General features: G+C 44.8%; 25 protein-coding genes. 12 read left to right on the forward strand and 13 right to left on the reverse strand.

Annotated elements, in window-relative coordinates:
- Nucleotides 1-9 precede the first annotated feature (9 nt).
- Together NWE91_04890 and NWE91_04895 are read left to right on the forward strand one after the other, a co-directional pair.
- On the forward strand, nucleotides 10-3,432 hold the full coding sequence (locus NWE91_04890) for a DNA polymerase II large subunit (protein ID MCW3985727.1): 3,423 nt from the start codon (nucleotides 10-12) through the stop codon (nucleotides 3,430-3,432).
- 33 nt (nucleotides 3,433-3,465) lie between these two features.
- A complete protein-coding gene (locus tag NWE91_04895; GenBank protein ID MCW3985728.1) occupies nucleotides 3,466-3,744 on the forward strand; it encodes a hypothetical protein in 279 nt (92 codons plus the stop codon).
- Here NWE91_04895 and NWE91_04900 read toward each other — a convergent pair.
- Both NWE91_04900 and NWE91_04905 read right to left on the reverse strand, forming a co-directional pair.
- Nucleotides 3,741-4,046 (reverse strand): nucleotide pyrophosphohydrolase, encoded by a 306-nt coding sequence (locus NWE91_04900; protein ID MCW3985729.1) that lies wholly within the window; start codon nucleotides 4,044-4,046, stop codon nucleotides 3,741-3,743. The two genes, NWE91_04895 and NWE91_04900, sit on opposite strands and share 4 nt — an antisense overlap.
- 157 nt (nucleotides 4,047-4,203) lie before the next feature.
- A complete protein-coding gene (locus NWE91_04905; GenBank protein ID MCW3985730.1) occupies nucleotides 4,204-5,517 on the reverse strand; it encodes a serine hydroxymethyltransferase in 1,314 nt (437 codons plus the stop codon).
- A gap of 116 nt (nucleotides 5,518-5,633) precedes the next feature.
- Between NWE91_04905 and NWE91_04910 the strand changes: the two genes are divergently transcribed.
- Complete coding sequence (locus NWE91_04910; protein MCW3985731.1) at nucleotides 5,634-5,819, forward strand: preprotein translocase subunit Sec61beta; 186 nt, start codon at nucleotides 5,634-5,636, stop codon at nucleotides 5,817-5,819.
- 9 nt (nucleotides 5,820-5,828) lie between these two features.
- Here NWE91_04910 and NWE91_04915 read toward each other — a convergent pair whose 3' ends face one another.
- Nucleotides 5,829-6,116, reverse strand: coding sequence for a hypothetical protein (locus NWE91_04915; protein ID MCW3985732.1), 288 nt, complete (start codon nucleotides 6,114-6,116; stop codon nucleotides 5,829-5,831).
- A 251-nt stretch (nucleotides 6,117-6,367) separates the two neighbouring features.
- Here NWE91_04915 and NWE91_04920 point away from each other — a divergent pair, with 251 nt between their 5' ends.
- Nucleotides 6,368-8,101 carry a DUF2070 family protein gene (locus tag NWE91_04920; protein ID MCW3985733.1) on the forward strand — a complete coding sequence of 578 codons (1,734 nt, stop codon included), beginning with the start codon at nucleotides 6,368-6,370 and terminating at the stop codon, nucleotides 8,099-8,101.
- Here NWE91_04920 and porB read toward each other — a convergent pair.
- The 4 genes from porB to NWE91_04940 are packed head-to-tail and all read right to left on the reverse strand — an operon-like array spanning nucleotide 8,098 to nucleotide 11,147.
- Nucleotides 8,098-9,063 carry a pyruvate synthase subunit PorB gene (porB, locus tag NWE91_04925; GenBank protein MCW3985734.1) on the reverse strand — a complete coding sequence of 322 codons (966 nt, stop codon included), beginning with the start codon at nucleotides 9,061-9,063 and terminating at the stop codon, nucleotides 8,098-8,100. The two genes, NWE91_04920 and porB, sit on opposite strands and share 4 nt — an antisense overlap.
- A 15-nt stretch (nucleotides 9,064-9,078) precedes the next feature.
- Entirely contained in the window at nucleotides 9,079-10,308 is a 1,230-nt protein-coding gene (gene porA / locus NWE91_04930) for a pyruvate ferredoxin oxidoreductase (protein MCW3985735.1), read from the reverse strand.
- 3 nt (nucleotides 10,309-10,311) lie between these two features.
- Entirely contained in the window at nucleotides 10,312-10,599 is a 288-nt protein-coding gene (locus NWE91_04935; GenBank protein MCW3985736.1) for a 4Fe-4S binding protein, read from the reverse strand.
- Nucleotides 10,596-11,147, reverse strand: a complete 552-nt coding sequence (locus NWE91_04940) for a 2-oxoacid:acceptor oxidoreductase family protein (protein MCW3985737.1) — start codon at nucleotides 11,145-11,147, stop codon at nucleotides 10,596-10,598. Before NWE91_04940 ends, NWE91_04935 begins: the two co-directional genes overlap by 4 nt.
- A 250-nt stretch (nucleotides 11,148-11,397) precedes the next feature.
- Between NWE91_04940 and NWE91_04945 the strand changes: the two genes are divergently transcribed.
- From NWE91_04945 to NWE91_04975, 7 genes are all read left to right on the forward strand, one after another.
- Nucleotides 11,398-11,631, forward strand: coding sequence for a ferredoxin family protein (locus NWE91_04945; GenBank protein ID MCW3985738.1), 234 nt, complete (start codon nucleotides 11,398-11,400; stop codon nucleotides 11,629-11,631).
- A complete protein-coding gene (locus tag NWE91_04950) occupies nucleotides 11,631-12,689 on the forward strand; it encodes a 3-methyl-2-oxobutanoate dehydrogenase subunit VorB (protein ID MCW3985739.1) in 1,059 nt (352 codons plus the stop codon). The genes NWE91_04945 and NWE91_04950 overlap by 1 nt, the downstream gene beginning before the upstream one ends.
- 3 nt (nucleotides 12,690-12,692) lie before the next feature.
- Entirely contained in the window at nucleotides 12,693-13,448 is a 756-nt protein-coding gene (locus NWE91_04955) for a thiamine pyrophosphate-dependent enzyme (protein ID MCW3985740.1), read from the forward strand.
- 3 nt (nucleotides 13,449-13,451) lie between these two features.
- Nucleotides 13,452-14,012: a 2-oxoacid:acceptor oxidoreductase family protein gene (locus tag NWE91_04960; protein MCW3985741.1), complete on the forward strand. Its 561-nt coding sequence runs from the start codon at nucleotides 13,452-13,454 to the stop codon at nucleotides 14,010-14,012.
- Nucleotides 14,013-14,175: 163 nt separating this feature from the next.
- Nucleotides 14,176-14,523 carry a DNA-binding protein Alba gene (gene albA, locus NWE91_04965; GenBank protein ID MCW3985742.1) on the forward strand — a complete coding sequence of 116 codons (348 nt, stop codon included), beginning with the start codon at nucleotides 14,176-14,178 and terminating at the stop codon, nucleotides 14,521-14,523.
- Nucleotides 14,524-14,686: 163 nt separating this feature from the next.
- The gene (locus NWE91_04970) at nucleotides 14,687-16,024 is read left to right on the forward strand and encodes an acetyl ornithine aminotransferase family protein (protein ID MCW3985743.1); all 1,338 of its coding nucleotides are present in this window, start codon (nucleotides 14,687-14,689) and stop codon (nucleotides 16,022-16,024) included.
- Nucleotides 16,025-16,226: 202 nt separating this feature from the next.
- The gene (locus NWE91_04975; protein MCW3985744.1) at nucleotides 16,227-16,565 is read left to right on the forward strand and encodes a hypothetical protein; all 339 of its coding nucleotides are present in this window, start codon (nucleotides 16,227-16,229) and stop codon (nucleotides 16,563-16,565) included.
- A 125-nt stretch (nucleotides 16,566-16,690) separates the two neighbouring features.
- Here NWE91_04975 and NWE91_04980 read toward each other — a convergent pair whose 3' ends face one another.
- Both NWE91_04980 and NWE91_04985 read right to left on the reverse strand, forming a co-directional pair.
- Complete coding sequence (locus NWE91_04980; protein MCW3985745.1) at nucleotides 16,691-17,104, reverse strand: transcription factor S; 414 nt, start codon at nucleotides 17,102-17,104, stop codon at nucleotides 16,691-16,693.
- Between the two features lie 15 nt (nucleotides 17,105-17,119).
- Nucleotides 17,120-17,710, reverse strand: a complete 591-nt coding sequence (locus NWE91_04985; GenBank protein MCW3985746.1) for a DUF99 family protein — start codon at nucleotides 17,708-17,710, stop codon at nucleotides 17,120-17,122.
- Nucleotides 17,711-17,798: 88 nt separating this feature from the next.
- Between NWE91_04985 and NWE91_04990 the strand changes: the two genes are divergently transcribed.
- Nucleotides 17,799-18,191 carry a hypothetical protein gene (locus tag NWE91_04990; GenBank protein ID MCW3985747.1) on the forward strand — a complete coding sequence of 131 codons (393 nt, stop codon included), beginning with the start codon at nucleotides 17,799-17,801 and terminating at the stop codon, nucleotides 18,189-18,191.
- Nucleotides 18,192-18,202: 11 nt separating this feature from the next.
- Here the strand turns inward: NWE91_04990 and NWE91_04995 are convergent, their stop codons facing one another.
- From NWE91_04995 to NWE91_05010, 4 genes are all read right to left on the reverse strand, one after another.
- Nucleotides 18,203-18,493: a DNA-directed RNA polymerase subunit L gene (locus tag NWE91_04995; GenBank protein MCW3985748.1), complete on the reverse strand. Its 291-nt coding sequence runs from the start codon at nucleotides 18,491-18,493 to the stop codon at nucleotides 18,203-18,205.
- A 16-nt stretch (nucleotides 18,494-18,509) separates the two neighbouring features.
- Entirely contained in the window at nucleotides 18,510-19,091 is a 582-nt protein-coding gene (locus NWE91_05000; protein ID MCW3985749.1) for an exosome complex RNA-binding protein Csl4, read from the reverse strand.
- Between the two features lie 160 nt (nucleotides 19,092-19,251).
- Complete coding sequence (locus NWE91_05005; protein MCW3985750.1) at nucleotides 19,252-19,941, reverse strand: METTL5 family protein; 690 nt, start codon at nucleotides 19,939-19,941, stop codon at nucleotides 19,252-19,254.
- Nucleotides 19,914-20,260: 2-(3-amino-3-carboxypropyl)histidine synthase subunit (locus NWE91_05010; GenBank protein ID MCW3985751.1), on the reverse strand; the 347-nt coding region annotated here is incomplete at its 5' end. The genes NWE91_05010 and NWE91_05005, both read right to left, overlap by 28 nt.

Raw genomic sequence — 20,260 nt, forward strand, 5'->3', positions numbered from 1 at the left:
GCGAGCTTTTTGGGCGTCAAGATGAGCAAGGAATATCAGCGATACGCGTTTTCAATTGAAAATGAACTGCAGAGACTTTATGAAATCGCCAGAAAAGCGCGAGAAAAAGGGTTAGACCCTGCACTGAAACCTGAATCCGAAATTGCGAAAGACCTTGCGGAGCTTGTGGAAGGTTTGGTGGGCCCTACAGGGGTTGCAGAGAGCATAAGGGAACTAAGCGAAAAGCTTCCTCGCGAAGAGCTTGCTTTTAAAATTGCCGAAGAAATTGTCTATGGTAAGTTTGGCCACATGGACACTCAGACCGCTGCAGAGCAAGCCGTTCGCACATCTCTTGCCATTCTGACAGAAGGCATAACAGCAGCTCCTTTGCAGGGAGTTGCAAAGGTATCCATAAAAACTAACCTCGACCAAACAAAGTATTTGGCTATATATTATGCAGGTCCAATTCGTTCGGCTGGGGGCACAGATCAGGCATTAACACTTGTGATCGGCGACTTTGTACGTCGTCTTCTTGGCTTGGACCGTTACAAGCCTACGGAGGAAGAAATAAATCGGTTTATTGAAGAGATGCGGCTATATGAGCGAAGTGTAGGTCGATTTCAATATCACGTCGCTGATGAGCGACTTCGGATGGCTCTAGAGTCAATACCCGTCGAGGTAACGGGCACCGAATCTGACCCTGTTGAGGTGCAGTCTTTCCGCAATTTGCCTAGAATAGAGACAAATCATGTTCGTGGGGGTGCTCTGCGTGTAGTAAACGACGGTGTTATAGGTCGAGCAGCAAAGGTCTTCATCATTATTAAAAAATTAGGCATTGAGGGTTGGGATTGGCTGAAACACACAGGCGAAACGAGGGGAACTCAGGAAAAGAAAAAGACTGCTGGTTTTATGGAAGACATAATTGCGGGGCGTCCCGTTTTTTCGTTTCCTTCACAACCAGGTGGGTTTCGCCTTCGCTATGGGCGGTCAAGAAACACTGGTTTGGCCGCTGTTGGAGTACACCCCTTGACAATGTTGGTTCTAAACCAATTCCTTGCTGGAGGCACACAGATTCGTATGGAATTGCCAGGTAAGGGTGGGATAGTTATGCCTGTGGACACTATTGAGCCACCTATAGTATTGTTAAAAGACGGCTCAGTAACTCGCGTTTCAAGACAAAACTTCGAGCAAATAAAAAACAAGGTTGATAAGATTCTTTTTCTGGGTGACCTACTCGTTAGCTTTGGAGACTTCTTGTATAACAACAAAAAGCTTTGCCCTTCAGGGTATACAGAGGAATGGTGGAAGGGTGAGTTGGAATTAGTGATAACGCAGCATTTTAAAGGTGATTTTGAGAAAGCAGCAACATCTACACATGTCTCGGCGCAACGTTTAGAAACATTCCTTTCACACCCCTTCCACAACAAACCAAATGCGGAAGAAGCTATTGCGATAGCTAAAAACCTCGATGTTCCGCTTCATCCAAATTATAGTTTCTTCTGGTCGAACATAGCAACCGAGGAATTACACGAACTGCGCCAATGGCTGCTCAATTCTCAGGTTCAAAGAGAGAACGAGCAAATTTCCCGAATAACTAATGAATTGAACACTACAGTGAAGAGCGTACTAGAGCGTTTATGCCTTCCTCACCGAGTTGTTAAAAATCAAATAATCATTGAAGGCAATGAAGCTTTCACCTTGGCTACTTGTCTTGGCTTTGATTCACCAACAGCTAAATTTGACACCGCCATTTCTTCTTTCGAGGCTTTAAAGAATCTTTCCGGTATTACTGTTCGAGCAAAAATACGTACCACCATAGGGGCACGTATGGGTAGACCCGAGAAAGCAAAAAGACGAGAAATGAAGCCTCGCGTCCATCTTCTCTTCCCTGTAGGACTAGCTGGAGGGTCGCAACGTGATTTAATTATAGCAGCTCAAAAGGGGCCAGTTCGTGTAGACTTGGTAAAGCGACGATGCCCAAGCTGCCGAGAACAGACTCTGAGAACCAAATGTCCTTCATGTCACGTTAAAACAGTTCTTGAGAAAACTTGTCCCCGATGCGGTATAAAAGCTGATAAAGATGTTTGCCCGACCTGCAAAATTCCTACTAGCGGCTTTGAACGGCAAACGCTTGACTTGAAACCCCTGATTAGAGATTCTTGCCGCCAGTTGGCTGTCAATCAGCCAGAGATTATTAAAGGAGTTAAAGGCTTGTCAAACGAGCACAAGGTTGCTGAAATTTTTGAGAAGGGTATTCTTCGCGCTAGGGGAGACCTGTCTGTTTATAAAGATGGGACAATACGGTTTGACGCTACAAATGCTCCACTAACTCATTTCAAACCTGTTGAAGTCAGAGTTTCAGTGGAGAAACTTAAACAGTTAGGATACGCTTTGGATTTCCAAGGCAGCCCTCTAACCAGTGAAGAGCAAATTTGCGAATTGAAGGTGCAAGATGTTGTCATCCCGCGAAAGAGCGCAACATATTTTGTTCGTGTGGCGAACTTTCTTGACCAACTTCTCGAAAAAGTCTACAAACTTCCAAAACATTACAACGTGAAACAAGCTGAAGACTTGGTAGGTCATCTTTTGGTTGGTTTGGCTCCCCACACTTCTGTCGGCATTTTAGGTCGTATCATAGGATTCACCGACCTTGACGTCTGCTACGCTCATCCCTTGTGGCATTCTGCAAAGCGGCGTGATTGTGATGGAGATGAAGACGCTTTGATGCTTGCTCTTGATACTTTGTTGAACTTTTCAAGGTCATATCTGCCTTCTAAAATAGGCGGCATAATGGACGCGCCTCTTTTCATAATTCCAGTTATTAATCCGATGGAGGTGCAGCGCCAAGCGCACGAGTTTGAAATTGTCGATCATTATCCTTTGGAATTTTACGCGAAAACGTTAGAAAATGTTGCTCCTTGGAAAGTGACGAACCTAGTTGATTTGGTTGCCCACAAGTTGGGAACTGAAGCGCAGTTTGAGGGCTTTGGCTATACAACTCCTGTTTCGAACATTAACATGGGAAATCGTGAAAGCATGTATAAGAAGCTTAAGAAGATGACCGACAAGCTAAACAGTCAGTTAGAGCTTGCAGACAAAATCGAAGCGGTTGACGCCAAGCGTGTGGCTTTGAAAGTCTTAACAACTCATTTTCTTAGGGATATCTCTGGAAACCTCCGCGCTTTCTCAACTCAAGGCTTCCGCTGCAAACTGTGCAACAAACGTTTCCGCCGCATGCCACTTAAAGGAAAATGTCTAGAATGCGGAGGCCCATTGTCACTGACAGTGTATCGTGGCGGAATCGAAAAATATATTGCCGCCGCACGGCGCCTCGTGGAAAAATATGATCTGCCCAGATATTATCTTCACCGTCTTGCATTGGTGGAAGAAGAGATAGCCACTCTATTCGAAGGGAAGAAGCCTCGGCAAATAAGCCTTGTAGATTTTGCTTAAACCTTTTCTATCTGAAACACAGAAGTATAATTGATGGCTATGGCCAAACTGGCTTTTCATCCAAATGCCTACTTGAGCGAAACAAGGAACGTTCGACAGGGATTAGCTTCGCGTACCAAAATCCTTAGAGTTCTTGAAATAAAAATTGCTACTGCGAGTATGCTGGCAAAAGAAGCAGGTTTGAACTACCATGTGGTTCTCCATCACCTGAGGCTCTTAGAGACTGAGAAAATTGCTTCGCACAAAGGGAGTAAGAAGCCTTATTTTTGGGAATTAACAGGTATGGGGCAGCAACGTTTGAAAACCGTTTAACCCTTTATCATTCCAAAAGGACATTTGCAGGGCGATGAACCACATTTCGGGCAACAGTCATCATATTTCCTTAGTGAAGCCTCTTCCAAGTCTATTTCAAGAACATTAGCCAATGACGCAAGCCAAGCGATAACATCTGCAAACTCGTCTTCTAGGGCTTTCTTATTTCCATTTTGCATGGCTTCTTCAAGCTCGTCAACTTCCTCTTTAAGCCACATAAACGTTCCCACTACCCCTCGTTTAAAGTCTCTATGAAAATAAATACGTCGCATCATGCTCTGAAACGCTCTTATCGAAGTCATAAATCAGCCCTGACCATATGCCTTCTGAAGGTATTCAAGCAAAAACGTCAAGAGGGTAAAACAACGCAAAGGTTCTAGATGAACATAAGGATGGGTCAGAGATACTAGCTTCAACATCTATCGCCCTTTTTAGATAAAAAAATCTGTTACATGGTTTCTAGCGGAGTTTTACGTATTTGTACGCCTTTGCAGCGTCTTCAAAGCAATAGTGCACCTTTTCGTAGTCTCTTCTAAACTCTGCAACATCGCTTTTGACCTTCTGGACATCTTCCTTATCGATGATTACACGCTTTATGAATTCGGCGATTTCAGCCATCTCCGACTCTTTCATGCCAAGCCTTGTTATCTCAGATGTGCCCAGTCTTATCCCGCCTGGGTGCATAAAATGACGGCCTTCTTTGATGTCCCAAGGCAACAAGTTGCGGTTTATGATGATGTTCGCCTTTTCCAAGGTCTCCTCTATTGAGCCACCGTCACCTTGCTGTGTTATGTCGATAAGAATGACATGCGACTCGGTGAAGCCTTTATGCTCTGCCAACACCTTGAACCCACGTTCATGCAAATCCTGCGCCAATGCTTTCGCGTTCCTGATAACTTGTCGGGTATATTCTTTTCCAAACTCTAACATCTCAGCACATGCCACGGTAACGCCTGCTAAAGCGTGCAGATGATGATTGCTAACCATCCCTGGAAACGTGGCTCTCTTGATGTTGTCTGCGTATTTGCTCCATGAAAGTACGCCGCCGTGTTGAGGGCCGAAAAGAGTTTTGTGAGTGCTTAAGCTGACAACATCGGCGCCTTCTCGCAGTGGATCCTGAAATGTTCCGCCAGCAATCAAGCCAGCTACGTGAGCGGCGTCATAGCCTACTGTAGCACCTACATTGTGAAAGATTTCAGCTAGTTCTCCAATTGGGTGTGGGAACGGGAACACACTTGCCCCAAACATCACCAGTTTCGGTGGCTTTCCCTTATCGACCATTTTTTTCACTCGTTTCTTCGTCTTGTCCACATCAATATTTAGTTCCTTATAGTCTAAGGCTAAGTATTGCACATCTAAACCACTAACTGCACCTGCAGTGCCACCCAGCCGCTTCTTACCCGTCGTAATGTGCCCTCCACATGGAATCGACAATGCCATCATGACATCGCCGGGCTCCGCGAAGGCCGTGTAAACTACAAGGTTTGCAACCACCCCTGAAATTGGACGTACATCAACAAACTCTGCACTAAACAACTTCTTCATCAAATCAATACATAGAAGCTCAACTTGATCTATGTACGTGCACCCAGCGTAAACCCGCTCGCCAGGCCAGCCTTCAGCATACCGGTGACCAAAGTCACTTGCCAACGCTTCACGCACAGCTGGGCTTGATACGTTTTCACTTGCTATGAGTGGAACACTTTCTTGGAACCATTTATGATGTTCTTGGAGCAGTCTGAATGTTCGGTTATATGATTCGCGGGCAGACAATATATGAACCTCTGTTCTATTGAAAACTCGGTGCCGACATAAAAACTTTGAAGAAACGATAACATTAATTAGCTGAGATTTGAAGAGTATAAATAGACATTAAAGGGTTTGTCGGTATGAGTAGAAAGAAAAAGCGGGAAAGTGGTGCTCCAATGCCAGCAGCAAGTGCTGGTTTGCTGCGATTTTTTGAAGAGGAGACTAACGGTATACGAATTAAACCAGAGCTTATTATTGTTCTCGCTATTAGTTTGATAATTTTCTGTATACTAGCACAGCTCTACTATGTCGGAAGGCTTTTCTGAAGAACGTATCTATTCTTGGCCCTTGTGAAGAATCTCTATTCGCTGAACCGCGTTTAGATTGACAAAGATTTCGCTTCTCTCCTCCCTACCCGCAATTTGTGGTATGGGGTTTGCAATAGTTGTTCGGAAAATCACGGCTTCAGCGTTTGAAAGCCAGATTCCAGGCGGTTCATGTGTTATAGCCGCTAACGTTCCTTCAAAACCGTAAGTCTGGCTCAGGATCACTAGTATTTTTTTCCCTACGGTTTTTTCCAGCATGTGAAAGATTGATGGAGGTGGGATAATGTTAGCTGGCATAAACAGTCCTACCTTCTTATTTCTGTTCTAGGATAAAACTTTATCTCCATTTTCTGCGAGAACAGTCTTAAAGCTTGTCTAGGATTTTTTCTGAAGGTCTGTTAACTTTAATATTTGGAAGAAGCTATTCATAGGATTTGTGCGGAGAAACGATTTAATTGGTTTCTACTGAAAGTCTGGAACATTCGATTGAAAGGGTAGAAAAGCATTATTCTTCACTATTTATTTTACCATCTTTTAGAAAAATAACATTGCTCACATTTCTGTCGTGCATAATAGGCAGTGTTATAACGACTTCTTTGCTTGCACGCGCGGATATGAGTTTGGCTTTACAGTTTGGCTTACTTCTTTTTTTGTCGTCAGCAATTTCCGACTTCATTATAAGACAGGTTTTTATGAAATCAGACCCTGTTCACAACGTGCGGCGTTGCGCTGCTCTTTCCATGTTCTCCATTCTGTTGTGGTTAAGCTTTCTCCTAATTGGTTCTTTGCTAACTCTTTTTCTTAATTCGTGGATTTTTTGGGTTGACCTTTTTTTCATAGGGTTCACCGCTGTTTGCATTCTTCGTTTGATCGTGTTTTCTTCAACTTCTTTTGCACCTTATCGGAAAGTTGTGGGTGCATCTATAATGCAGCCTATAGTTTGTCTTTTACCCATGTTCTACGTGTCATTCTCTGTAGGCCACATCTTTGCCAGTATTACAATGGCATATTTTCTCTTTTCAATTCCCATATCGATTCTTACATCGTTTATCTTCATCAGTTCAGTGAACAACATAGGCGTTGAAACTTTCAAAATACCTACGACCATGGTCTTGAAGGCTTTTCTTGTTAACTGGATGGAAAATCTGAATGTACCTGTTGAAAATCTTTTTGAAAGATTTGGAAGGGAAAAAACTATTGGCTTCTCTCTATTAGCCTTTAAGGCAGAAGACCGTATTAAATCTGTAATTGTTGTATCATCTTTCCATCCTGGACCATTTAGAAATGTCGGGAGTAGTCTTCTTCCATTCATGATTCAAGAAGCATTAGAAAAGAAGCTATGTGGCGTTGTATCAGTTCCTCACGGCTTGTTTGGACACGAGTTTGATCTTTCGTCTCAGCAACAAAATCAAAAAGTATTGAGAGGGGTTTTAGACTCATCTGATTTTACCCATTTTGGTTTGAAAGCGACGCGATTTGTAGAAGCGAATAAAGGTATTGCGGGTGCGGGTTGTCAGATATTTGGAGATTGTGCAGTTCTTACTCTGACTTTGGCGCCTGAGACAACCGAGGATTTTCCGCAGGAAATAGGTGATTTTATTCTTGAAGAAGCGTCAAAGCTTGGTTTAGCTCATGTAATAATAATTAACGCGCATAATAGCATCAACGGGGTCTTTGATGTAAGCGGTGTTGTGGAGCCTTTGAAAGAGGCTGCTCTTGACGTTTTGAAAAAAGCCTCCAAACTAAAGCCTTCTTCTATTGAAGTAGGTGCAGCAAAGGTTGTACCGAAGGAGTTTAGTTTTGAGGATGGGATGGGACCTGGTGGAATATGCGCTTTAGTAATTAGAGTTGGCAAACAGACTTGTGCTTACGTGACTATTGATGGCAATAACATGGTTTCTGGTCTTAGAGAAAAGATTCTTGGCGCTCTAAAAGAGTTGGATGTTGACATAGGGGAGGTTTTCACCACGGACACGCATGTCGTAAACGGCATTATTATGACTGCGCGTGGATATCATCCTCTGGGCGAGGCGATATCTCATGAGAAGTTGATTAACTATATCAAACAAGCAGTCAGAGAAGCATTGAGCAATGTGGAGTATACATCTACTGCTTGGAGTGTAGGCGAGGTTCCCAATGTGAGTGTGATTGGAGAAAAACAGATAAAAGAGCTGTCGCTTCTGGCAGACAGGGCATCACAACGGGCTAAGAAAACGGCAATCCCACTATTCACGGCAGTGGGCTTGCTTTTGACAGCGTTGGTTACTGTCTTACAGCTTTAACTCATGTCGCACTTCTTAAGCAGCTTGTTCCAGCGTTTGTCAACTACCTTCTGAATGTTATCTATTACATATTCGAATTTCGGCGTGAACAAGTGTCCAAAACGGCGCTGCATTTTCAGATATTCCGTGACTGGCTTCTTACGTTCAGGTTTCAAAGCCATAATCTTGCTCTGAGGAGACAAGCGGTATTCTTCGTTCACTGCTTCCCACAAAGGAAATATACAGGTTTCCACGGCTAAGCGGGCGACTTCTATAGTTTTGCTTGTATTGTAGCGCCAGCCTCGGGGGCAAGGTGTAAAGACATGCATAAAAGCTGGGCCTTCTACCTCTAGACTTTTCCGCGCCTTGCTTAGTATGTCTTGCCAATATGCAATCGAAGCTGTTGCCACATAGGGAATTTCATGGGCTACTATGATGTCTGCTATGGGTTTCTTGAATTGAGTCTTTCCAGGGATTACCCTGCCTGCTGGTGATGTGGTGGTTGAGGCGCCGTGGGGGGTGCCTCCGCTTCGTTGTATACCCGTGTTCATGTACGCCTCATTGTCGTAGAGCACGTATAGAAAGTCGTGGCCTCGTTCTACTGCACCTGACAACGCTTGAATTCCAATGTCGAAGGTGCCTCCGTCACCGGCAAAAGCTATCACATCAACATGCTCATGCTTAAGCCGTCCCTTCCTTTTCATCACCTTCAAAGCAGCTTCAATGCCGGATGCGTTAGCTGCGACGTTTTCGAAGGCCGTGTGAATCCATGGGACTTTCCACGCCGTGTAGGGATATATCGTCGACACAACTTCCATACACCCTGTTGCGTTCGTGACTATTGTAGGTCCTCGTGTGGCTTTCATTATCTGCCGTAAAGCGATGGCTGGGCCACATCCTGCGCATGCACGATGACCAGCTGTGAAGAGTTCTGGTTTTTCCACGATTTCTTTTGCAGTGAATTTCCAAGGAGTTGTCGCCATTTTTTTTATCTCCTCCTATTCTCGCACTCCTGCAAACTGCACATAACTTTTCACCTGTTTAGTCTCGAGGATTTCCTGCAAGTCTTCATAAATACCTCGGATAATGTTTTGAGGCATATCTCTTCCTCCAAGACCGTATATATAATTTACAACATATGGATGTGATTGGGCGTCGTAGAGAGCGTGGCGGATTTCGTGAAACACTGCTCCTCCATGTCCGCCGAAGCTGTTGCTTCGATCCATTACTGCCACTGCTTTCACGTTAGCCAATGCCTCTCTGATGTCTGTTACTGGTAGCGGTCTAAAGGTGCGGAGACGTAAGAGTCCAGCTTTTATTTCTTCGGCTCGAAGCTGATCCACGACAGTTTTGGCGGTGCCCGCGGTTGAGCCAAGGCATACTGTTGCAATATCGGCGTCTTCAAGATAATAAGCGTCAACAAGTCCATTTCCGTATTTGCGTCCGCTTAGTTGAGCATACTCATTGTGGATATTCACAATTATTTTTGACGCTTTTCGCATTGCCTCTTCTTGCTGTCTCTTATGCTCGAAATAATAGTCATAAAGGTCTAAGGGCCCCATCGTTATCGGATTGTCTGGGTCCAGTTTGAAGGGCACTTTTTTGCCTTCGTGCCCCATTACTAAAGGAATTTGTCTAGTGCCAACAAACTTTCGCACAGTTTCGTCGGGTAACACTTTGACGTTTTCCAGAGTGTGGCTGAGGACGAACGCGTCGAGACACACCATGACTGGGAGAAGCAGGTCTGTATGTTCGGCTATTCTGAAGGCTTGAATTATTGAATCGTACGTTTCCTGCGAGTTTTCGGCGTAGATTTGTATCCAACCGCTATCTCTCTCTGCCATGCTATCCGAGTGGTCACAGTGTATGTTTATCGGCGCGGATAACGCGCGATTTGCGATAGCCATCACCACGGGTGCTCTGCACCCTGACGTAACGGCGAGTATCTCATGCATCAAGGCAAGACCAGCTGAAGCGGTCGCGGTGAAGGTTCTAACTCCGGTGGCAGAGGCGGTTAAACATGCGCTGAGGGCGCTGTGTTCTGACTCTGTACATACAAATTCGGTGTCTACCTCTCCGTCTGCCACATATTCGCTGAACCGTTCTACGATGATTGTTTGAGGGGTTATGGGATATGCTGCTACCACGTCTACATCTGACTGTTTGATGGCCAGAGCAACTGCTTCGTCGCCATTTAATGCAAGGACTTTTTGTTGAACAGTTGCCATCCTTTAAGCCTCCCCTTCTCTCACCATTTTTATGGCGTCTGCGGGACATTCGTTAGCGCATATGCCACATCCTTTACAGAAATCATAGTTGAACTCGATGTCTTCTGTGGTTTTGTTCCACGTTATGGCTGAGTCGGGGCAAATCATGGGGCATAGTAGGCATCGGGTGCATTTTTCAGGGTCACGTACTGGCTTGAAGGTTCTCCAGTCGCCGGTGAGATATTCCGTTGCCGGCTTCCAACAAACTCCCGCCACGGGGACTTCTTTCCAGCCCTTCGGCTTTTGGCTCATTCCGTTTTTGCCTCCCTGTACGCCTCCTTTAATACTGCGATATTTCTTTCCGCTAATTCCTGTCGGAAACGTTCTCTGATAGCTTTTTCAATGTTCTCTAGGCTCACTAGAGAGACTGCACGGATTGTAGCGCCGAGCATGGCAGTGTTTGTGATGGGGACGTTTAGTATTTTGATAGCGATATCGGTTGCCGGAACAGTCCAAGTTTTTTGAGAAGTGACATTCAATTTTTTCCTGAGTTCTGCTGGGCGTTCTTTGGTGTTGACGATTAGCACTCCGTCTTCGGTGAGACCGTCAGTCACTTTAACCGTTTTTAAAAGTGTCGGGTCAAGAACCACTGCTACGTTTGGGTTATAAACTGCGCAGTGAAGCCTAATGGGGTCGTTGCTGATTCGTGTGTAGGCCGCCAGAGGAGCACCCATGCGTTCAGGTCCGAACTCGGGGAACGACTGGATGTGTTTTCCTTCAAGAATGGCAGCTTTTGCTAGAAGTTCGCTCGCCGTCCATGCTCCTTGTCCTCCTCTGCCATGCCATCGTATTTCTTGAATCTGTGACATTTAACTATCCTCGAATCTATCGTTCTACATTTGAACTCTTAAATATACACGTTTCCCTAAGGCTTGCGGAATGCGGCTTTGAAAGTTGCTCAGGAAGGTTTAGAGTGCTAATTCTCAGCGGTTTTGCGAAACACTTTTCCCTTTCCTATTGTATTTGTTACTTCTCAAAAATGGTGCTTACGATGAACAAAATCCGAGTGTGCACAAATAGTGAGCTATGATTAAAGGATGCAAGACAAAAATGGGTAAAATCGTAATCGATGAAAAGACATGCAAGGGCTGCACGCTCTGTGTTGACGCCTGCCCATTCCGTCTCATACAAATCTCACAACGAATTAACCCTAAAGGCTACTATCCCGCCGAATTCGTTGACCCAGAAGGAAAATGCACTGGCTGCACCCTGTGCGCCATAACATGCCCAGATGTAGCCATAGAAGTTTACAGAGAAAAAAAGAAGGTTGGAGGAGAGAAATAATGGAGAAAAAGTTTATGACTGGGAACGAAGCGATCGCCGAGTCGGCGATTCAAGCGGGTTGCCGACACTTTTTTGGCTATCCCATAACTCCCCAAAGCGAGATTCCTGAGTATATGTCAAAACGTCTTCCTGAAGTTGGAGGAATATATCTCCAAGCCGAAAGCGAGGTAGCCGCGATCAACATGCTTTTCGGCGCTGCTGGTGCTGGTGCAAGAGTGATGACGTCCTCTTCTAGCCCTGGAATCAGCCTCATGCAAGAAGGAATCTCATACATGGCCGGTGCACAGCTTCCCTGCGTAATAGTGAATATTATGCGTGGGGGTCCTGGACTGGGCGGTATACAGCCTTCGCAATCCGACTACTTCCAAGCCACTAAAGGCGGAGGACATGGCGACTACCATCTGCTTGTGCTGGCGCCCCACACAGTGCAGGAGGCGGTTTCACTTACGATGGAAGCCTTCGACCTGGCCGACAAGTATCGCAATCCTGTACTGGTTTTAGGGGACGGCTACATTGGTCAAATGATGGAACCCGTTGAATTCAAAGAAACAACGTCGTCGAAACTTCCCCCAAAGGAATGGACCCTTACAGGTGCCAAGGGGCGTCCTCCAAATTTGGTTAAGAGCCTTTACCTTGATCCTGAAGCTTTAGAAAAACATAATTTGGAAATAAACCGCAAAATTCAAGAGATGATTGCGAACGAGGTGCGTGTTGAAACCTATCAAACCGACGACGCTGAGGTTATTATTGCTGCTTATGGGACGGTGGCGAGAATTGCAAAAACTGCAATAAAAGTTCTCCGTGAAAAAGGCGTCAAGGTAGGAATGGTGCGTCCGATTACAGTTTTTCCGTTTCCCTACGACACATTTAGAAAGATGGCTGATAGAGTAGGCAAGTTTTTGGTAGTTGAGATGAGCCTTGGGCAGATGGTTGAAGACGTTAGGCTCGGCTCGTGTGGTAAAGCCAACATCCGCTTTTATGGGCGAACCGGAGGCGTGGTTCCGAGTTACGATGAGATAGTTGCTGAAACAGAAAAGTTCGTAAAGGAGGTATGTTGAAAAATGAAAGTGGAACTTGAGAAAGTTTTTGAACGACCAAGGACCCTGCGTCCTGTGATGACCCATTATTGCCCGGGCTGTGGGCATGGGATTGCTCATCGTCTCGTGGCAGAAGTGTTGGACGAGTTGAGAATCAGGGAGAAAACTGTTGGTGTTGCGCCTGTAGGTTGCTCGGTTCTTCTCTACAACTATCTTGATGTTGATATGTATGAAGCTGCACATGGTCGTGCGCCCGCGGTTGCAACTGGCTGTAAACGAGTTCACCCTGAACTGGTTGTTTTCACTTACCAAGGTGATGGCGACTTCGCTTCTATAGGGACTGCAGAAGCGGTTCATGCAGCAGCTCGAGGAGAAAAAGTAACCACGATTTTCATTAACAACGCAATCTATGGAATGACTGGTGGGCAGATGGCGCCTACAACGCTTATCGGACAGAAAACCACAACCTCGCCCATGGGGCGAATTCCAGAACGCGCCGGCTATCCAATTAGGATGGCAGAGTTGCTTTCAACACTTGACGGTGCGGCGTACATTGCAAGAGTTGCCGTGAACAATGCTAAACATATCATACATGCTAAGAAAGCCATAAAGAAGGCGTTTGAGACACAAATAAAAGGCTTAGGTTACTCCATGGTTGAAGTCCTATCGCAGTGTCCAACTAATTGGCGTATGACTCCCGTCGAGGCAGTAAAATGGGTTGAAGAGAAAATGGTGCCATATTATCCGTTAGGCGAATTCAAAGTTCCAAAAGAGGGTTGACACATGGAAAAAACAGTTGGAAAACCTGTTTATGCCAACGTCATAATGGCTGGCTTCGGCGGCCAAGGGTTGATGTTTATTGGAAAGCTTTTAGCGTACAGCGCTATGAAAGCTGGAAAAAATGTTACATGGATACCTTCTTACGGTCCAGAAATGCGTGGAGGAACCGCCAACTGCACAGTCGTCATATCAAGCGAGGGAATAGGGTCTCCAGTCATAACCTCGCCGCAAGCATTGATAATTATGAATAATCCCTCTTTGGAAGCATTTGAACCTCGGCTGCAAACTCAAGGATTGCTATTTCTCAACAGTTCGTTAATCACCCGTCAACTCAGAAGAGAAGATGTTAAGGCTATTGCAGTACCAGCGAACGAAATCGCAGTGGAAATCGGCGAAAAAAGAACGGCTAACATGGTGATGCTTGGAGCTTATGTGGCGCGGACAGAGGTTGTCTCTAAGGAAAGCATTCTGGAAGGTCTGAAAGAATTTTTTGGAAAGAAAATCCAATTTCTCGACGTAAACACGAAGGCCTTCGAAAAAGGAATGGAATACGGCAAACGCTGAAGAAATACGCTGCAAAACCCGAAGGTTTTTGTCTGTTGGATATGAGACGCTGGAAAACTATAAGAGACTCCACGCGAATTTTAGAGAGCACTACACAGTATCTTGAGTACAGATGCCATCATGTGCTATCATGGTCCTCAAGTAACTTGAGGAGGTAGAAAACGTGACAGAAGAAGAAAATACTGCAAAACCAGAACCTGAACCGGAAAAAAAAGAGAAACCTAAAGAGGTTGTAAAAACGAGCGAGAACGCTGTCCTCATCGGTCGAAAACCAGTGATGAACTACGTGGTTGCCTGCCTCACCTACTTCAATTCAGGTGAGAAGAACATCTGCATTAAAGCCAGAGGGCGGGCGATCAGCACCGCCGTTGATACTGTCGAGTTGTTGCGACGCGCCTTCATAAAAGACGTAGAGCTAAAAAGCATTGCTATCGGCACCGAAGAGGTACAGCGAGAAGAGGGAAGAAAAAGCAACGTTTCAACCATCGAGATAACTCTGGCTCGACCATAGACCTGAAAGGTTTCCCTCAGTCCACATCCAAAAGTCGGGTCTCAGGTTCCCGAACTACAGAACAAGGACCTGACCCACACCTTTTTCTATCTCAAACCCTAACAGATAGTTATAAAAATCAGTTTTCAACTATTGAATAATCTCACAACAAAGGTGGAATTAAATGTCAAATTATCCAAAAATTGTTGTTACTCCTCCAGGACCGAAGGCGCGAGAGCTTGCAAAACGAGACGAGAGGGTAATTTCACAGTCGTTTGTGCGATTTTATCCTCTGGCGATACAGAGTGGGCAGGGCTGTATAATTCGTGATGTGGACGGAAACGAATTCATAGACTTCAATTCTGGCCTTGTATGTCTAAATGTAGGGCACAGCCACCCAAAGATAATAGAGGCAGTAAAAAGCCAATTAGACCGTTTTCTGCACTATTCCGTTACTGACTTCCTATATCGAGAAGTCGTGGATGTGGCTGAGAAACTGGTTGAAATTACTCCTGGTCGGTGGGAAAAGAAAGTTTTTTTCGGCAATAGCGGTGCCGAGACTGTTGAAGCTGGAGCGAAACTTGCAAGGTGGCACACGCGAAAACAATTGTATATAGCCTTCACCAGCGCGTTCCACGGTAGAACCTTTGGCGGAATGTCCTTCACAGCTAGCAAACCAGTTCAGAGACGCTACTTCTTTCCCTTGGTTCCAGGCGTAACCCATGTGCCTTATGGTTACTGTTACCGTTGTCCTTTCAAACTCACCTACCCAGACTGCCACTACTGGTGCATAGACTTCATTGACGAATACGTACTGCAAAAATATATCCCTCCTGAAGAAGTTGCAGCCTTCGTCTTTGAGCCGATACAAGGCGAAGGCGGCTACGTTGTACCTCCGCCCGAATATTTCCCAAGACTCAAGAAGTTGGCAGATAAGTATGGCATATTGATGATGGATGATGAGGTACAGGCAGGAATGGGGAGAACTGGTAAATGGTTTGCAATTGAACATTGGGGCATTGAGCCAGACATAATATGCATTGCCAAATCCATAGCAGCAGGGTTGCCTCTTGGCGCTATGGTTGCAAAAGCCTCAATAATGGATTGGGAAGGTGGTTCTCACGCGAGCACTTTTGGCGGCAACCCAGTATCTTGTGCCGCTGCGTCAGCGGTTATTGATGTAATTCGAGATGAGGGGTTGAGGGAGAATGCTGCGAAGCAAGGTGTTTACATTATGAAGCGGCTTGGGGAGCTTAAAGAAGAAAGCAACATTGTCGGCGACGTACGTGGAAAGGGCTTGATGATTGGCATAGAACTCGTTGAAGACAAGGTCAGCAAAAAGCCTGCAGCAAAAAAGGCAGCAGAGGTCATGACGCGAAGTTGGAAACGAGGCGTGGCAGTGATAACCTGTGGCAAGTCAACAATACGATTGGCGCCTCCCCTCATTATAACGCGGGAACTTGTGGACGCAGGGCTGGACATCATAGAGGACGCAATCAAACATGTAGAAAAGGAAGGCTAAAAACCCTTTTTCTTCTATTCTACTGAAAACTTATTTAAACCATAAGGTCTGATTTTGCAGATTGAGGATGCAAAGTAGTGCTTAAGTTGCGAAACTGGCGAGACGTTTGGCAATATCGCACCGCTCTGCCTTGGAGGAGTGTAAATATGGAAGGTGAAAGCGATGGCGATTCGAAGCGTAAAAAAGCAGAGAGGGGTCTAAAGTGGGTGCAGAAGATGTTAGGCAACTCAATCTTGCCAAAACAGCTGGTCAGTCACTACTTTGCCTTATTTTTGATCTAGGCGGCATTTTTGCAGGTTTAATTATAGCTGCTTCTTTTGGTCTTTTCTCGCGTGAACCTTGGATAATTGCTCTTTACCCCGGTATTCTTAGCATGAGGGGCGTCATAGGTGGTCTTTTTTCCGGTCGTTTGAGTACAGGCTTGCACTTAGGCACCGTAAAAGCAGATGTGTTTGGTGAGAGCGCAAAGAAACTTCAATTATTATGGAGTTCCATCGTGGTATTGACTTTTGAAAGTAGCATCTTATTAGGACTTGAATAAACTGGCTTTCCAAGAAGAATAAAAACGTTTTACCTCACGTTCGCTTCCCTATTGCCATGTATTAGCCGCCTATTTGGAGCCTATACAAGGCGGTCTAGCCTAAGCGATGTACACACATAACACGTCTACGCATACTCTCTAAACGTGAAATTGCACTTTGTACATCTAAAAAACTGCGTCGACGACTCATCACTGCCCCGCGTCTGCACCTGCCAAACAAGTGCCAAATTGTTTCCACATTTCGGGCACTCAATTCTCATAGTAGGCAGAGTTCGCAACTTCTGCGCCTCTTTGCCAATCACCGCGATAGACTCCTGAAAAGGCTTTGGCTCCTTTATAGTCAAGGGAACAACAATCTTCTCACTAGCATCAACACTTTTCTTAAAGCCACATTTTGGACAAACCCAAACCGCATCTTTTTTTCCCTTCTTCTCAGCTACAAGCCTCTTTCCACACTTCACACAAAACTCCAAGGTTTCTTCACCATATCCGTTCCTTTCCCTTCGCAATAGACTCTTAAAAATCTTTTCCGATTCCAATAAAGATTTCAACTACTACAAAGGGCCCGTCAACCCTGAAGCAATCAAATGCGCCACCCGCAACGCTTCAGGAACATTGCTCCGAGTAGCAGTGCTCTTCACAATTCTCCTCGCAACATCCACTTCGATTCCAGCTACTTGCATAAAAATTGCTTCTTCTTCCCGCCGTGTAAAAACCTTGATAATTCTATCTGCATTCTTAATCGCTTTCCACCTTTCCTCCGAAAATGGCAAATTCTCAAGTGCTCTCCGAATATCATCAAAATCTGGTTTCTTCCGCGTAACCGCGATAACAGGTAAATGGGTCATTCCAAAAAGCCTCATAGTATCAACAACATTAAAACCTGCAAAAGTTACCCCATCCAGCATAATCACTCTCAACTGACCATAATGAGGCGAGCTTGTTATCATCTCTGCAATCTTCTCAGTAGCGTCCATGCCATCAACCTCAACCCGCGTCCGCATAACTCCATCAAGCCAATATCCGCCCCTAAAAACAACCCCAATAACGTCACACTTCCCCCGTGTATGAGGAATAAATGCCCCATCGTCAACACCAACGCTTCTAATCTCCGGTTTTATACAACGGAATTTTCCATTTCTCAGCTGTAACACCCTCTTTAACTCTTCATGGCGAATAGAAAATAAGCATTATTATATCCAACCTTTCCTCACAAAACAGTTGATGAGCAATATGCCAAATCCGAAAAAAAGATTTTCCTTCACACCAACCCACAAAACTACACAAGAAATTCTAACCGACCATAAACTTGCAGCCCTCGGTGACGCTTACACCAACCTTGTTTACTCTCTCTACATCTCCACAAAAACTGGGCGACCAGCTGGTGGGAAAGCAGATGGTCACATGCTCTCTCAGGCTTTGAAACAAGCAGGACTAAGAAACCTACTTGGTTCAAGAGTAGACCGTCACAAGCAAGCGGATGCTGCAGAAGCGTTACTAGTCTATGTCTGGTTGCAAGGCTTAACAACAATCAGAGAGAGCGTAGGCATACTAATAGAGCATGAAGACGTTGTTGAAGCGTTCAGTTTCCTTCTTTCTAAAGCAAATAAAAGGCTCAACTTGTAGTGTCTACTTTGCTAGCTTTGCCATTTCTTTAAAGCCTTGTTAAATGCTGCCCTAAATGTTTCAGTATCTTTCTGCACATCTGCCACTGCTTCTTGGAGCACAATCTCTGGCTTGCTCCGTGTTTTTGTGCGAAGATAAATTATGGGGCTAGCAGTGAGAGGATGTGAAATATTATAACTCGCAAAGTCTACCCGTTCATCTTTAAGTAGGGCTTTTTGAATAACATTACAGAGGGTGTGGCTTTCTCCATCAACCTCTATCTTTAGCTCATTTTTTTTCTTGTTTAAAATTTTCAGTTTCATCGGAAGCCCTCCTTTTCTAAAAGATTGCTTCGCCGTAATCTACAGCAATTCGACGCTTTTCGATTTTTCCACAGCTTGGACAATGCATTCTGTAACGTCTTTGTTGAAGCATGTGTCCACATTGCGAGCAGAATGCGTACAAAACTCCAAGATTCTTGTCTGTCGTGGAAAGATGGTAAACTCTGTTTTTTTCGCTTATTACCTTTGCACGGAGAATGTCTCCCGGTTTGCAAGCATCATGGATTGACTCAACATAAGATGTACTTATATCAGAAATGTAAAGCAACCCTGAAAAGACACCAGACAAATGTTCTTCTCCTATTTTGGATATTCGCACGACTGCAGTTTTGTTTTGAAGATTTGAAATCTGCCCAGTTACAATGCTGCCAACTGTTGGCACTCTTGCTCCGCGAACCAGTGGAAAAATCGAAACTGTTTTGTTTTGCAAATCCAAAAGCGTACGTCCACTAACTTTAGCGTGTATTTTCCCCTGCTCTACGTAAGTACCTTGGCCGGGCGAGAACTCCTCAATTACTCCCAAGTGGTCTCCTGGAGCAACGAATTGTCCGCTTTGTCGTTTTAAATGGGATTTACTCATGTGTTTTCTCTCTCGTTTGTGTTCTGTGTGAAGCTTATTAGGTTTCGAATAGTTATCCTAAGCTGAATGCTCGTTACTTTTCAATCGTACTCCTCAATAAACCTTTTGATTAAGAAGTAAAAATGGCTTCTTCTCTATATCCGCATCAATTTTGGGAGTTTTAAAGATCGGTTTCTACTATGTATAGATCAACGAGAAATTGGTGCTTTCGTTTTCTATGGAAATCGAACATGTGTGGAATTGTCATTAGCGTAGTGTATACAGCCTTGATTTCTCCACCATGCCTTTCAATGAACTTCCTCAAAAAAGGAGAAGGAGAAACTGGCATGAGTCGAGACTTTTGTCCCCTTAGTCTTTTGACTAACTTGCGGTTTTCTCTGCTGCTTTTATGTAACGAATAAATATGCTTGCCTATTTCTAGAGCTTTCCTTAGGAATTTCCGATCAGCCCTTCTTCTTTGTATCCCAAAGGGGGGGTTCTGTAATACCGTGTCGAAGGCTCCTTGAATCGTAGTGATGTCGGTGGTTATCCATTGTATCTTTTCTTTCACGTCTAGTCTTTCAGCGTTTTTTGATGCCACTTCTATAGCGTTTCTGTCTATGTCTACGCCCAGGGTCTCTTTTGCTCCTAAGAGAGCGCTGCCTATGGCGAGTCTTCCTGTTCCACAACCTAGGTCTGCTGTGTTTTTGCCTATTATGTCGTCATACGTGTATGTGGCTATGTAGAGTAGTTCAGCGGCGGATTCCGGGGTTATTGTGTATTGTTCCAAATAGGCTTTGGGTGATGGATGTGGCTCGACTTTTGAAAGTGCGATTTCCAAGTCTAGCTTTCGAACCAGCCTCTTTTGCATAGTTCTTCCCATTGCAGCTTACCTAGAGCAACAAGCGCCTCTTTTGGTGTAAGTAAAGGTTTACGAAATTTTTTAGCGTCATCTAAGGACAGTCTAGGACACGCCGTGTTTATGAAGGCATCCACTGTAGGAAATTGCATTAGAGCCTCTGGGGTAATCTCCTTCAAAGCAAAACATGTAGCTTTCTTGCCAGCATCTTCCACAAGCCCCTTCATTTTTAAGGCTTGGTCTAGTCTTTTCTGTCCAACTTTCAATCCTATCAGTATCCCAATTTTGTCGGCTTGCTTGGCTTCGTGGATGTTTGCCCAACGCCTTTTCA

The sequence above is a fragment of the Candidatus Bathyarchaeota archaeon genome, from assembly GCA_026014805.1.
GTDB lineage: Archaea > Thermoproteota > Bathyarchaeia > Bathyarchaeales > SOJC01 > JAGLZW01.